The sequence below is a fragment of the Schinkia acidoalkalinis genome, from assembly GCF_054301215.1.
The window spans coordinates 3,310,876-3,324,627 of record NZ_CP182573.1 but is presented as its reverse complement, the minus strand read 5'-3'; the positions used below and the strand labels follow the sequence as shown (position 1 = coordinate 3,324,627).

At 38.7% G+C, this 13,752-nt stretch carries 13 protein-coding genes; 1 reads left to right on the top strand and 12 read right to left on the bottom strand.

What is annotated here, in order from left to right; translation table 11 throughout:
* Position 1: 1 nt before the first annotated feature.
* The 3 genes from ACNQFZ_RS16735 to rpsU all read right to left on the bottom strand — a co-directional run bounded on the left by ACNQFZ_RS16735 (position 2) and on the right by rpsU (position 2,191).
* Complete coding sequence (locus tag ACNQFZ_RS16735; RefSeq protein WP_458412454.1) at positions 2–1,351, bottom strand: NfeD family protein; 1,350 nt, start codon at positions 1,349–1,351, stop codon at positions 2–4.
* Positions 1,352–1,558: 207 nt separating this feature from the next.
* Positions 1,559–2,002, bottom strand: coding sequence for a GatB/YqeY domain-containing protein (locus ACNQFZ_RS16730; RefSeq protein ID WP_458412453.1), 444 nt, complete (start codon positions 2,000–2,002; stop codon positions 1,559–1,561).
* A gap of 15 nt (positions 2,003–2,017) precedes the next feature.
* A complete protein-coding gene (gene rpsU, locus ACNQFZ_RS16725; RefSeq protein WP_458412452.1) occupies positions 2,018–2,191 on the bottom strand; it encodes a 30S ribosomal protein S21 in 174 nt (57 codons plus the stop codon).
* Between the two features lie 281 nt (positions 2,192–2,472).
* Between rpsU and ACNQFZ_RS16720 the strand changes: the two genes are divergently transcribed.
* Positions 2,473–3,396, top strand: coding sequence for a Na/Pi symporter (locus ACNQFZ_RS16720; RefSeq protein WP_458412451.1), 924 nt, complete (start codon positions 2,473–2,475; stop codon positions 3,394–3,396).
* A gap of 154 nt (positions 3,397–3,550) precedes the next feature.
* Here ACNQFZ_RS16720 and deoC read toward each other — a convergent pair whose 3' ends face one another.
* The 9 genes from deoC to hemW form a co-directional block, all read right to left on the bottom strand.
* Entirely contained in the window at positions 3,551–4,225 is a 675-nt protein-coding gene (deoC, locus tag ACNQFZ_RS16715) for a deoxyribose-phosphate aldolase (protein ID WP_458412450.1), read from the bottom strand.
* Between the two features lie 115 nt (positions 4,226–4,340).
* Positions 4,341–5,696 carry a tRNA (N(6)-L-threonylcarbamoyladenosine(37)-C(2))-methylthiotransferase MtaB gene (gene mtaB, locus ACNQFZ_RS16710; protein ID WP_458412449.1) on the bottom strand — a complete coding sequence of 452 codons (1,356 nt, stop codon included), beginning with the start codon at positions 5,694–5,696 and terminating at the stop codon, positions 4,341–4,343.
* Between the two features lie 4 nt (positions 5,697–5,700).
* Positions 5,701–6,453, bottom strand: a complete 753-nt coding sequence (locus ACNQFZ_RS16705; RefSeq protein ID WP_458412448.1) for a 16S rRNA (uracil(1498)-N(3))-methyltransferase — start codon at positions 6,451–6,453, stop codon at positions 5,701–5,703.
* Between the two features lie 21 nt (positions 6,454–6,474).
* The gene (gene prmA, locus ACNQFZ_RS16700; RefSeq protein WP_458412447.1) at positions 6,475–7,413 is read right to left on the bottom strand and encodes a 50S ribosomal protein L11 methyltransferase; all 939 of its coding nucleotides are present in this window, start codon (positions 7,411–7,413) and stop codon (positions 6,475–6,477) included.
* Positions 7,414–7,544: 131 nt separating this feature from the next.
* Positions 7,545–8,666 (bottom strand): molecular chaperone DnaJ, encoded by a 1,122-nt coding sequence (gene dnaJ / locus ACNQFZ_RS16695; RefSeq protein WP_458412446.1) that lies wholly within the window; start codon positions 8,664–8,666, stop codon positions 7,545–7,547.
* A gap of 158 nt (positions 8,667–8,824) precedes the next feature.
* Positions 8,825–10,645: a molecular chaperone DnaK gene (gene dnaK, locus ACNQFZ_RS16690; RefSeq protein ID WP_458412445.1), complete on the bottom strand. Its 1,821-nt coding sequence runs from the start codon at positions 10,643–10,645 to the stop codon at positions 8,825–8,827.
* Between the two features lie 54 nt (positions 10,646–10,699).
* Entirely contained in the window at positions 10,700–11,323 is a 624-nt protein-coding gene (grpE, locus tag ACNQFZ_RS16685; protein ID WP_458412444.1) for a nucleotide exchange factor GrpE, read from the bottom strand.
* Between the two features lie 90 nt (positions 11,324–11,413).
* Entirely contained in the window at positions 11,414–12,448 is a 1,035-nt protein-coding gene (hrcA, locus tag ACNQFZ_RS16680) for a heat-inducible transcriptional repressor HrcA (RefSeq protein ID WP_458412443.1), read from the bottom strand.
* 118 nt (positions 12,449–12,566) lie between these two features.
* Entirely contained in the window at positions 12,567–13,706 is a 1,140-nt protein-coding gene (gene hemW / locus ACNQFZ_RS16675) for a radical SAM family heme chaperone HemW (protein WP_458412442.1), read from the bottom strand.
* Positions 13,707–13,752: the final 46 nt, after the last annotated feature.

Sequence of the window (13,752 nt, the reverse complement as noted above, 5' to 3'; positions counted from 1 at the left end):
CTTACTTTTCCTCCATTTCATTTTTTATTTCGCGAACAATAATTCGTGAGCCTTCAGCTTTTATTATTTCCACCTTTTTATTACTATTAATAAAACTTCCTTCCGTGATGACGTCCAATCTCTCATCATTAAAAACAGCCGTTCCCGACGGACGCAAAGGTGTAATCGTAATTCCCTCCATCCCAATTAAATCGGAACGGGTTAAATTAGAAACATAGCCTTTCTCACTACTTGTTGAATCAAATAGAATGACACGCCTGAAAATTCCCTTTTCATAACCGAAGCGTCTAAACAAGATCACCATCGCAATAATCGTCACAACTAAAGCGATTAAGATGGAGTATATCATGTGCTCAATATTATTCGCCGCAAGCAACAGGCTTGCAATAATCGAAACGATACCGAGGATTCCCATGATTCCCCCGGGAACAAAAAACTCAAGAATGATTAAAACAATCCCAACTATTACTAATATTATTGATTCCATACCAGCAAACCCCGCTATCATGTGGCCGTAGAAAAACAAGAGCAACGAAGATAATCCCATAATCCCAGGAAAACCAAAACCAGGCGTATAAAGCTCAATGACAAGTCCTAAACTTCCAATTGTCAACAAAATAGGCACGACAATCGGGTTTGTTATAAAGCGAGCTAATTTTTCTGCAAAGCTTTCTTCCATTTGCTTGATTGTTGCATCTGGAAGTCCTAAATAATCAAGCAGCTCAGAACGCGTATTAACAATTTTCTCAGCGTAGCCAACCTCAAGCGCCTGCTCTGCAGTCAATGTTAAGAATCTACCCTTTCCAGCCCCATACTTTGGTAAATCAATTGTTTCATCCGCCATGGCCATCGCATAAATCGGATCACGATGGTTCAGTTCCGCTGAGGCCTTCATTTCAGCTAGCCACATGGACTCCGCTTTTTTCCCTGCAGTATTCCCTTCTGCATCTATGATTCCTGCAGCACCCATCGTTGAATGAGGGACCATGACGATTTCATCCGCGTTTAACGCTAAGTAGGCGCCTGCTGACAACGCACTTTTATTGATAAAAGCGATTGTCGGAATCTCCGTCTCGCGTAAACTCTTTGCAATATCCATTGCAGCATCAACTGCTCCTCCAGGGGTATTCATCTCCAATACGATGCGGCTTGCCCCGATGCTTTCCGCTTCCTGTATCGACCGTTCAAGAAAGGCACCCAGCCCTTGTTCAACTGTTTTTTCAACTGGAATAAAATAAACAATTTCGTTTGATTTTGCTTGTACTGAGATTACTTGTGAAAGAAGAATAAACAAAAAAAAGAACAATGAAGTGATTGCAAATAATTTATTTATATATAATTTTAACGCCACATACACCCTCCTTTCCACTAAACTCATACCTATGTTATGTTATACGGATTTGTTCCTTGAAAAGTTTCAAAAAAGGCAATATTAATCTTTCTTATCAGTATAAAAAGAGGCTGTTCCAAAACATACCTAGCATCAGCCACCAATGTACATAAGCATTGGTATCAAAGATGCTAGATAGTTTGGAAACAGCCCCTTTATTTAAACATATTAAGATAAATGTTTTAAGACAAGACGATTCACTAATGAGCCATCGGCTTTACCTTTTACCTTTGGCATAATCGCACCCATCACCTTGCCCATCTCAGCTTTTGAAGAAGCATTCGTTTCCGAAATTGTTTGTTTCACAATTTCTTCAAGTTCAGCTTCATTCAGCTGTTCAGGCATATAAACCATCAATATTTCAACTTCAACTTTAAGTTTATCAGCCAAGTCGCTGCGACCAGCAGTTTCGAACTCAAGGAGGGAGTCTTTACGCTGTTTTAATTCGCGGTTTAAAACAGTAAGCTCTTCTTCATCAGATAATTCATGACCAAGCTTAATTGCTTCGTTCTGAAGAGCAGCTTTTACCATACGGATAACAGATAATTTTTCTTTATCTTTATCTCTCATCGCTTGCTTCATATCGTCAGTAAGACGCTCAAGAAGACTCATAAATAACACCCTCTCTTAAAACTTACGCTTTCTTGCAGCCTCTGATTTTTTCTTACGTCTTACACTAGGCTTCTCGTAGAATTCACGTTTTCTTGCTTCAGAAAGTGTTCCACTTTTAGAAACGGATCTTTTGAATCGACGTAGAGCATCCTCAAGTGATTCATTTTTACGAACGCGAGTCGTTGACATAAACTTTTCCCTCCCTCCAAAAAACCGATAACACACAAGACATGTTTTATTCCTTGACTTATGAAGTCAATTTCTTTGAAGTCATACATTAGTATATCTATCAATTTCACAAGACATGTCTTTTGCCATTATATAATATAGGCAACGTTTTTTCAACTATTTATATAAAATTCAATAAGTTGAATGTAACGAAAACTTCTCTTTTTTTTAATGTCGAAAAATCGAAGTCATGTCCATGGCCTCCTGTCCATACAATGGGTGGTAAGGATGGTGACCTAAAAATGATGGAAATTCTTACATTATTTGCAATTTTTATTGCAATTTTTTTATATGGGATGACTGTCATGAGAATTGGGCTTTATAATTTATCTCATCAAAAGCTTCGAAAGGCTCTAGTAAGCATGACAGACACGCCTTTAAAAGGAATGTTAATCGGCACAATCATTACAGCCATCTTGCAAAGTAGCTCAGCTGTTATGGTTATTACAATCGGCTTCATTGCTGCTGGGTTATTAACTTTTAAACAGTCCATAGGAATAATCCTAGGAACAAATATTGGTACGACATTAACGACAGAATTTATTACCATTGATATCATTTACTATGCGATTATGCCATTACTAATTATCGGCGCACTATTATTATTCACAAGAAACTTGCTGTCTTTTAATATTGGTGCGATCCTATTCGGTCTAGGCTGTCTTTTCGTAGCGATGAATGGATTTGAGAATCTTGCAAAACCACTATCATCCATTCCTGTCATTCATTCATCCATTGAGTTATCAAACCAAAATAACCTAATTGGGATTGGACTCGGCACGTTATTGACAGCGGTCATCCAATCTAGTACGGCTACGACTGGGATTATTATGGGCTTTATGAGCGAAAATTTAGTAACATTATCTTCGGGAATTGCAATCGTTCTTGGTGCCAATATCGGTACCTGTGTGACGGCCTTTATTGCCAGCATTGGTGCTAATGTTGAATCTAAATTAGCTGCCTATGCCCATATTTGGTTAAACATATTCGGGGTAATCTTATTCTTTCCATTTATAAAATCCCTTGGCATAGCAGCGTCTACGCTCACTAGCCTCCCTGATGTACAGCTAGCCCATGTCAGTGTTATTTTCAACGTTTTATCGTCTATGATAGCTCTACCGCTCGCCGGATTGTTGGCCCGGTTTATTATGCGTGTTCATGGGTAGCATGTGTAGGCCGAATGGCATGCAGGAGACCTCGCAGTTTTCCTACCACTAAATTGGAACTGTGAGCCGTTTCGTGTTGATATTTACGTTTTATCATCACCAAATAGAGAGCCTATTGGATTTTTCATGGTGATATTTATAAAAGTTACCACTATTAATAACCGGAATTATTAGCCCCTTCACCTTTCACAATGGCGATGCCGGCGCTAGCGCCAATTCTAGTTGCCCCCGCTTCAATCATCTGCAATGCTCCTTCACGGTCACGAACACCTCCGGAAGCCTTTACACCAATATCAGGGCCAACCGTTTCACGCATCAGTTTAATATCTTCAACGGTTGCGCCGCCTGTTGAAAATCCGGTGGATGTTTTCACGAAATTTGCTCCTGCTTTAACTGCAAGCTTACATGCACGAACTTTTTCCTCATCTGTTAATAGACTTGTTTCAATGATTACTTTTACAAGTGCTTTATCATGAGCTTCATCCACAACCGCCTTAATATCCTGTTCCACTATTTCATTTTCCTGATCTTTAAGCGCAGCGAGGTTAATTACCATGTCCACTTCTGCAGCACCATTTGTTATCGCATCCTTTGTTTCAAATGCTTTTGTTGCTGAAGTTGTTGCTCCTAAGGGAAAACCAATTACTGTACAAACCTTCACATCGGATCCTTTTAATAACTCAGCGGCAGTTTTTACCCAAGTCGGATTTACACAAACTGAGAAAAAGCCAAATTGCTTTGCTTCTTCACATAGCGTAACAATTTGTTCCTTCGTTGTATTGGCCTTCAAAGCTGTATGGTCAATCATCTTGGCAATATTATTTGTCATCTGTATTCATCCTTTCCATCCTACTATTTATTATGTAAATGTTAAAAAAACAGCAAGGTAGAATGTTCACAACCTTGCTGTCTTATTATAATCAGTATAAGCGTATTTAAGCCAATCAGCTAATTTTCACTTCATCTTCTATCTCATCTGTAACGACACTGACATATTCGCCTTCATTGTATGGATATCCAGCCTTTATGATCTTCACCTTGACAATTTGGCCAATCATATCTTCTGTTCCAGGAAATACAACTTTCATATAATTGTCAGTATAGCCAACATAAAGGTCATTACGGTCGGTTTCTTCTGTAAATTGTTCCTCCGGAATCACCTCAAGAATGTCACCTTCGTAATTAGAAGCATATTCTTTTGCTAATTGATCTGATAACGAAATTAAGCGGTGTACTCTTTCGTTTTTGATTTCCTCGTCAATCTGATCTTCCATCCGGGCTGCAGGGGTACCAGTACGTTTTGAATAAGGGAAAACATGCAATTCAGAGAACTTGTTATCACGGATTAAATTATAGGTTTCCATGAACTCTTCTTCTGTCTCACCAGGAAATCCAACAATCACATCAGATGTAATAGCCAACCCTGGAAGAGCTTCTTTCAGTCTATTAAGACGGTCTACGAAGAACTCTGTTGTATATTTCCGGCGCATCCGCTTTAAGACAGAGTTAGAGCCAGATTGTAATGGAATATGCAAATGACGAACAATCTTATCTGACTTGTCTAATACCTCAATCACTTCATCAGTAATTTGGCTAGCTTCAATTGAAGAAATACGGATTCGTTTTAAACCAACAACCTTTTGGTCCAATTCACGTAAAAGCATTGCAAAGTTATAATCCTTTAAATCTTCTCCATATCCGCCAGTGTGAATACCTGTTAGGACAATTTCTTTATAGCCGGCATCAACTAATTGCTGTGCTTGCTTAACGACATCCTCTGGTAAACGTGAGCGTAATAGTCCACGTGCCCATGGAATAATGCAAAAAGTACAGAAATTGTTGCAGCCTTCTTGGATTTTTAATGATGCCCGCGTTCTATCAGTAAAGGATGGAACATCCAGTTCCTCAAAAACTCTCGCCTTCATAATATTTCCAACGCCATTAATCGGTTCGCGATTTTTTTCATACTGGCGAACATAATCAAGCAATTTGACACGGTCTTGTGTACCGATGACAATATCAACACCAGGAATTTCTAAGATTTCTGCAGGTGCCGTTTGTGCGTAGCAGCCTGTCACAGCCACGACCGCATCAGGATTTTTACGGATGGCCCGTCTAATAATCTGGCGACTTTTTTTATCACCAGTATTTGTTACAGTACATGTATTAATAATATAAACATCCGCCATTTTCTCAAAGTCTGTACGTTCATATCCAGCTTCTTCAAATAGCTTCCAGATTCCTTCTGTTTCATAATGATTCACTTTACAACCTAATGTATGAAAAGCCACTGTTGGCATAAAATCACCCCAATAATTCAGTATGGTAGGAAACAGCTGCTAGTAAGTATAAAGGGGCTGTTTCTGTTCTTAATATTCTTTTGCCTAGACTACAGGTTACAAAACCATGTTCGCGCAAGCTTGTTACTTCTTCTTCGGACAAACCGCCCTCAGGTCCAATGACGGCTAATAAGGAATCATTTGGTGTAAGCTTACGAAGAATAGAAGATAGGTTGCTTTTTTCGCCAATTTTCGCATCTTCCTCATACGCAACAACTTTATAGGTGTATTCCTTGCTAGACTCTAAAAGTGTTTTTAAATCGACTGGATTTTTAATTTCTGGAACCATTGTCCGATGTGATTGCTCTGCTGCTTCTTTCGCAATCTTTTCAAGGCGCTCAACCTTTTTTCTTCCCTTTTTTTCATCCCACTTCACAATAGAGCGTGATGCAAAAAAGGGTAGAAAGCAAGATGCTCCCAATTCAGTTCCCTTCTGGACAATCAGCTCTAACTTATCACCTTTCGGCAGACCTTGGGCAATTGTAACGAATACAGGTAACTCCTTATTCTCATCTAACCATTCTACTATAGTTACAGAAACAAAGTCATCAGTTATTTCTTGGATTTCACAGAGGGCAACCCGTCCATTCTCGGAACAGCAAATGATCCCACCTCCAGGTTTCATCCTCATAACCCGCGAAATATGATGGGCATCCTCTGCTAAAATTGTTATAATGTTTTCCTTAATCTGCTCATTTTTCACAAAATATCTTTGCACAGGTTTTCACCTACAATGCTATTATTTATTTTTAGCGATGATTGCTACCCAATCGTCTATTTTCAAAGTCTCCTCGATTTCAAAGCCAGCGTTTACGAGACTTTTCTTTACCTCTGCCTCTTTACTATTAATGATTCCCGATGTAATAAAGAATCCTCCCTTTTTCACTTTTTTAGCAGCATCATCAACGAAAAGCAAAATAATTTCTGCAAGTATATTCGCTACAATGCAATCTGCCTTTTGGTCAATATTTTCCAACAGATTATTCTGTCGAGCGGAAACAATATCCTGTACATGATTCACTTCTATATTTGCCCTTGCACTGTTAACAGCCACTTCATCAAGGTCATAGGCATCAACCTTCTTTGCCCCTAATTTTGCTGCTACAATACTTAGTACGCCCGATCCCGTTCCAACATCTATTACATGGGCATCCTTTGGCATCACCTTTTCAAGGGCTTGGATGCACATGACTGTTGTCGGATGTGTCCCTGTTCCAAAAGCCATGCCTGGGTCTAGCTCAACGATGATTTCATCGCTCTTTACCGGCTCATATTCTTCCCATGTTGGAACAATCGTCACCCGTTCGGAAACGTTGACAGGATGATAGTATTGCTTCCAGGCTGTCGCCCAATCTTCCTCGTTTACTTCATTTATTTTAATTGTATTAAAACCTAAATCAATTCCATATTCCACAAGTTTATGAATCTCAGCTTTAATGGATTGTACTGTTTCGTCAAAAGAATCAGTTACTGGAAGATAAGCTTTTACAATCACACCTTCTTCAGGATAATCAGCTGGATTAAGAGCATAAATTTCTCCAAATTGTTGTTCCCTGACCTTTTTATAATCAGCTGGATCCTCAATTGCGACCCCACCGGCACCCGCTTCATGGAGAATATTAGAAATTGCCTCAACTGCTTCTTGTGTTGTATGTATACTCATTTCAGACCATTTCATTTTAAACACTCGCTTTTTTATTTGTTTAAAGGCTGTCTCAAAAGGTGACTGACATCCATACAGGATACTATAAAAACTCCATGCTTGAATGTGTGTTATGTCACATTTTGAAACAGCCTCTTTATTGATTATTAACCTTTAAAAGCTCTTTTCACTTTCGCAAAGAAACTATCATCATGGTCGGAAGAACCTTCTTTTCCATCAATTTCAGCTAATTCACGAAGTAGTTCTTTTTGGCGATTTGTAAGTTTTGTTGGTGTGACAACACGAATTTTAATATGTTGATCCCCTTGGCCATACCCTCTGACATTTGGAACACCTTTTCCTCTTAAGCGGAAATTAGTTCCGGTTTGCGTTCCAGCAGGAATCTTTAATTTTACTTTGCCGTGCAGTGTCGGTACTTCAATTTCATCTCCAAGCGCTGCTTGAACAAAGGTAATTGGCATTTCACAGTAAATATCTTCCCCATCGCGTTCAAAAAATTCATGGGGCTTCACATGAAAGACCACATATAAATCCCCTGGAGGTCCTCCATTAACACCCGGCTCGCCTTGACCGGAAACACGCAGTTGTTGTCCTTCATCAACGCCGGCAGGTATTTTAACGTGAATTTTTTTGCGATTTTTCACTTTGCCAGTTCCGCCACAAGTCGAACACTTATCTTTAATCATTTTACCGGTACCATTACAATAATGGCATGCACGGCGATTTACAATGCGACCAAATGGTGTGTTTTGCTCCATATTGAGCTGCCCGGTTCCGTTACAATGAGTACATGTCTCGGGCTTCGTTCCGGGCTTAGCACCACTGCCGTGACAAGTATCGCATTCTTCTTCTTTTGGAATTTCCAAATCTGTTTCTTTCCCAAAGGCTGCTTCTTTAAAATCTAATACAATCGTATATTGAAGATCAGCACCTTGTCTTGGAGCATTTGGATCACGCCTTCTTGATCCACCACCGAAAAACATATCGAAAATATCACCAAATCCGCCAAAGTCGGCACCTTCAAAGCCACCGCCAAATCCACCTTGATTTGGGTTTGCATGGCCAAAGCGATCATATTGCGCACGCTTTGAGTCATCACTTAAAACCTCATAGGCTTCTGTGATTTCTTTAAATTTTTCAGTAGCATCCGCTTCTTTGTTTACATCTGGGTGATATTTTCTTGCAAGCTGCCGATAGGCCTTTTTTATTTCGTCTTTAGTGGCCTCCTTCGCAACTCCGAGGACCTCATAATAGTCTCGTTTACTCATACAATATCCACTCCCGAATTTCCCGATCTAATCTACACCGCATAAAGATTATAATATCATTTTTAGTATGGTTAGTTCAAATGAAAAGGTCAAAGCCAAGACAGCCCTGACTTTGACCTTTATACTTTAACTTTATTCAGCATCATGAATAAAGTTTATTATTTTTTAGCTTCTTCATTTACTTCCGTAAATTCAGCATCTACAACATTGTCGTCTTTCGCGTTAGCATCGCCAGCCTGATTAGCTTGGGCTGCTTGCTCATATAGCTTAACTGAAAGCTGTTGAACGATTTCCTGTAAAGCATCCTTTTTCGCACGGATTTCGTTCACATCATTCTTTTCAATCGCTTGTTTCAATGCATCTCTTGCATCCTCAGCCTTTTTCTTATCAGCCCCGTCAACCTTGTCGCCAAGATCTTTAATTGTTTTATCAGTCATAAAGACTAATTGGTCAGCTTCGTTGCGGAGTTCTGCTTCTTCCTTACGTTGTTTATCGGCTTCAGCATTTGCTTCAGCTTCTTTTACCATTCTGTCGATTTCATCATCAGATAAAGTTGTAGATGATTGAATTGTAATTGATTGTTCTTTACCTGTTCCTTTGTCAGTTGCACGCACATTTACAATACCATTCGCATCAATATCGAAAGAAACTTCGATTTGTGGAATGCCGCGTGGTGCTGGCGGAATATCAGTTAATTGGAAGCGGCCTAATGTCTTGTTGTCTGCAGCCATTGGACGTTCCCCTTGAAGTACATGGATATCTACAGCTGTTTGACTATCTGCAGCTGTTGAGAAAATTTGTGATTTACTTGTTGGAATCGTTGTATTACGGTCGATTAACTTTGTAAATACACCGCCCATTGTTTCAATACCCAATGAAAGTGGTGTTACGTCTAGTAAGACAACATCTTTTACATCACCAGTTAATACACCACCCTGGATTGCAGCACCAAGGGCAACAACTTCATCTGGGTTAACACCTTTACTTGGTTCTTTTCCAATTTCTTTTTTAATAGATTCGACTACTGCTGGAATACGTGTTGAGCCACCTACAAGGATTACTTTATCAATTTCACTCTTAGAAACTCCGGCGTCCGAAATAGCGCGGCGTACAGGACCCATTGTTTTTTCAACTAAATGTAATGTAAGCTCATCAAATTTAGCACGTGTCAATGTCATTTCTAAATGTAATGGACCAGCTTCACCAGCTGTAATAAATGGCAATGAAATTTGTGTTGTCATTACACCTGATAAGTCTTTTTTTGCTTTCTCAGCAGCATCTTTTAAGCGTTGTAAAGCCATTTTATCTTTACCAAGGTCAATGCCGTTTTCTTTTTTGAATTCAGCTACTAAGTAATCGATAATCACTTGGTCGAAATCATCCCCACCAAGACGATTGTCCCCAGCTGTTGATTTTACTTCAAAAATACCATCGCCGAGTTCCAAAATGGAAACGTCGAAAGTGCCGCCGCCAAGGTCATATACTAAAATTGTATGGTTTTCATCTTCTTTATCAAGTCCATAAGCAAGCGCAGCTGCTGTTGGCTCGTTAATGATACGTTCAACTTCAAGACCAGCGATTTTACCAGCATCCTTTGTAGCTTGACGCTCAGCATCATTAAAGTAAGCAGGTACTGTAATAACTGCTCTTGTTACAGGCTCCCCTAAATATTGTTCCGCGTAGGATTTTAAGTGTTGCAAAATAATGGCCGAAATCTCCTGCGGTGTGTATGCTTTACCTTCAATATCAACCTTATAATCTGTTCCCATATGGCGTTTGATTGATAAAATTGTATTTGGATTTGTGATTGATTGACGTTTTGCTACTTCGCCAACTTGACGTTCACCACTTTTAAATGCGACAACTGATGGTGTTGTACGGTTTCCTTCAGGATTTGGAATAACTTTTGGTTCTCCGCCTTCCATTACAGCAACACAAGAGTTTGTTGTTCCTAGATCAATACCAATGATTTTACTCATGAAAAATGTCCTCCTCTTTATTCAATACATGTATCCTATTTTATTTACAAAGCTTTACTGATTAACTTTGACCATTGTTGGGCGAATAACTCTGTCCTTCAAAATATAACCTTTTTGAAATTCCTCGATGATAATGTTTGAATCAAAGTTAGCATCCTCCACTTGCATAACAGCTTGGTGGAAGTTAGGGTCAAATTCTTTACCAACAGCTTCAATTCTTTCTAATCCTTCAGACTTCAAGGCATCGAGCAACAGGCGATGGACCATATCCATACCTTTTAATATCTGCTTTGTTTCATCTTCCTTTGCCTCAATGTTTAAAGCTCTCTCAAAATTATCAAGAGCTGGCAGGATGTTCTCAATCAAGCTTTGGGCACGATATTTAACTGCAGCCTCTTCATCTAATCGGACTCGGCGTCGGTAATTTTCAAAGTCTGCTTGCATACGAAGAATGCGGTTTTGTTTTTCTTCTAGTTCTTGTTGTAGTCTTTCGATTTCCTGCTGTTCGTTCGTAAGTTCAGCAGCATCTTCTATATTTTCAACATGCTCTTGTTGTTCATCTATTTGCTGTTCGATAGAATCTGCACCAACTTCATTTGTAATAGATTCTTCGGCTACTCGTGTTGCATTTTCTTCATTTGTATTTTCTTCCTTTTGCGAATAGTCTTTATCAACCATTCGGTTCACCTCCCGCAAACTAGCTTTTTTATGTAAATAGAAAAGCGAAATCATCGCTTTCTATCAATCTTCCCTTTACCAATATGACCATTACTTTTCATTTTGATACAAGGAAGTTAATGCCTTCGTTAAATCTTGAGTGAAGATGTTTAAGAGTGAGATCACCCTCGAGTATTCCATCCTTGTCGGACCTAAAATAGCGATCGTACCCATTGGTTCATTTCCGACGGAATACGTTGCCGTGATTACACTGCAATCTTGCATTTCTTCTAGTTGGTTTTCTTGACCTATTTTTACAGATATCCCAGCATCCTTTGTTTTGAACAAATTATAAATAACACTTTCTTGTTCAATCACGGACAGCAATGATCGTATTTTTTGAATATCATTGAACTCAGGTTGTGAAAACATATTTGTTTTACCGCCGTAAAAAACTTTTTCAGTTTTTTTATGGCCGAATATGTTGCTGATTAAATCAAAAACGCGATCATGGTCGTATAGATTTTGTTTGATTACACCTAGTAATTCTTTTTGAATCTTCTCTGTGAGTTCAATTATTGTGGATCCTTTTAGTCGCTCATTTAGGATATTAACAAGCTTTTCTAATACAGAAGGATCAAGTCCCACTGGTACTTGAAATGCTTTGTGTTGAACATGCCCAGTATCGGTAACAATAATGGCAACAACACTTTCCCGGTTTAGCGGAATAATTTCGATTTGCTTTAGGCGAGTTTCTAGATGCTCAGGACCCAATACAATCGTTGTATAGTTCGTAAACTCGGAAAGTAGCTTGGCGGACTTTTTAGCAACCATTTCGATTTCATAAATTTTACTATCAAAAAGCGAACGAATGGAAGCTAATTCCTCCCGATTTAATGCTGAAGGTGATAACAAGTGATCAACATAAAAACGGTATCCCTTTTCTGAAGGAATGCGCCCTGAGGACGTATGGGGTTTTTCAATGTATCCCATTTCCTCTAAATCTGCCATATCATTGCGAATCGTTGCTGGACTAAATGAAATATCTTCCTTTTTGGCTATTGTCCTAGAGCCAACAGCTTGTGCAGAGCGAATAAAATCATCAATAATCACTTGCAAAATTAACAGCTGACGATCTGTTAGCATAGAATAGTCACCTCTGTTAGCACTCTTATCTTGCGAGTGCTAAATCTATATAATAAGTTACCAAAAGAGAACGTATATTGTCAATATCAGAGGTGATTACAAATTTATATAAAAAAGCCTACGCTAGAAATGATTGGAACACCTCATTCCCTAAAAATAAACCTTTCCTTGTAAGTTTTATAGCTTCTGTTGTCTCTTCAAGTAATCCTTTTTGTACTTGTTCAATAATTTCATTTCCAAAAACAGAATGTAGTTCCTGCCCAAATTTACGGTGAAACACTGCTTTTGAAACTCCTGCTGTTTTTCTAAGACCAAGAAAAACTTCTTCCTCCATTTTTTCGCGCTTCGTTACAACATGTTCTTCTATATAAGGAAATTCTTTTTCCTTAATGAGCGAGATATATTGATTAAGCGGACCCGCATTTGCCCTGCGCACACCGTTCACATAGCTATGGGCGCCTGCACCTATACCAAAATATTCTTCATTGCTCCAGTATGTTACATTATGTTTACTCTCGAAGCCTCGCTTTGCGAAATTACTGATTTCGTATTGCTCATAGCCGTGAAGTGCCATTTCTTCTATTAAAGTCGAATACATTTCGACCTCATCTTCCTCCTTAGGAAGACTAAGTTTCCCTTTTCGCTGTAAATTATAAAAAACAGTTTTCGGTTCGATTTGCAGAGAATACCCTGAAAAATGCTCGATATCAAGTGTAAATGCCTGTTTTAAGGTATCTTTAAAACTTTCAATCGTTTGCCCCGGTAAACTATAGATTAAATCAGCATTTATATTTTGAAAGCCGACTTCTTTGGCTAAATCAATCGTCTGGAAGACGTCCCGAACTCGATGTGTCCGTCCTATTTTTTCTAGAAGATCATCATCAAACACCTGGACCCCGAAGCTAATCCGGTTGACACCCGCTTCCCGCAATAATAACAGTTTTTCTTTTGATAAATGACTTGGGTTGGCTTCAAATGTAAATTCGTTTTTTTCACTTATGAAGCTTCCAAAATGTGTAAGAATCCCATTTAAAAAATAATCCAACTCTCTTGTTGAAAGTGAAGTCGGAGTACCACCGCCAACAAAAATTGTCTTTATTTCCTTAGTTTCAAATTTTTGGAGCGTATGTTCCATTTCTATTTCCATTGCTTTTAAATAATCCATTACCGGCTGGTTTTTCTTATAAAATTTATTGAAATCACAATAATGACAAATATGCTCACAAAAAGGAATATGAAGATATACAGATTTCACCATGAAAACCAACTACTTTCTGAGATAGATATAGAATATTGCATGTTAT

Coding starts and splice junctions, on each gene's coding strand:
- hemW (WP_458412442.1), bottom strand. CDS start 13,706: ATGGTGAAATCTGTATATCTTCATATTCCTTTTTGTGAGCATATTTGT.
- prmA (WP_458412447.1), bottom strand. CDS start 7,413: ATGAAATGGTCTGAAATGAGTATACATACAACACAAGAAGCAGTTGAG.
- dnaJ (WP_458412446.1), bottom strand. CDS start 8,666: ATGAGTAAACGAGACTATTATGAGGTCCTCGGAGTTGCGAAGGAGGCC.
- rpsU (WP_458412452.1), bottom strand. CDS start 2,191: ATGTCAACGACTCGCGTTCGTAAAAATGAATCACTTGAGGATGCTCTA.
- dnaK (WP_458412445.1), bottom strand. CDS start 10,645: ATGAGTAAAATCATTGGTATTGATCTAGGAACAACAAACTCTTGTGTT.
- ACNQFZ_RS16720 (WP_458412451.1), top strand. CDS start 2,473: ATGATGGAAATTCTTACATTATTTGCAATTTTTATTGCAATTTTTTTA.
- ACNQFZ_RS16730 (WP_458412453.1), bottom strand. CDS start 2,002: ATGAGTCTTCTTGAGCGTCTTACTGACGATATGAAGCAAGCGATGAGA.
- grpE (WP_458412444.1), bottom strand. CDS start 11,323: ATGGTTGATAAAGACTATTCGCAAAAGGAAGAAAATACAAATGAAGAA.
- mtaB (WP_458412449.1), bottom strand. CDS start 5,696: ATGCCAACAGTGGCTTTTCATACATTAGGTTGTAAAGTGAATCATTAT.
- deoC (WP_458412450.1), bottom strand. CDS start 4,225: ATGACAAATAATATTGCCAAGATGATTGACCATACAGCTTTGAAGGCC.
- hrcA (WP_458412443.1), bottom strand. CDS start 12,448: ATGCTAACAGATCGTCAGCTGTTAATTTTGCAAGTGATTATTGATGAT.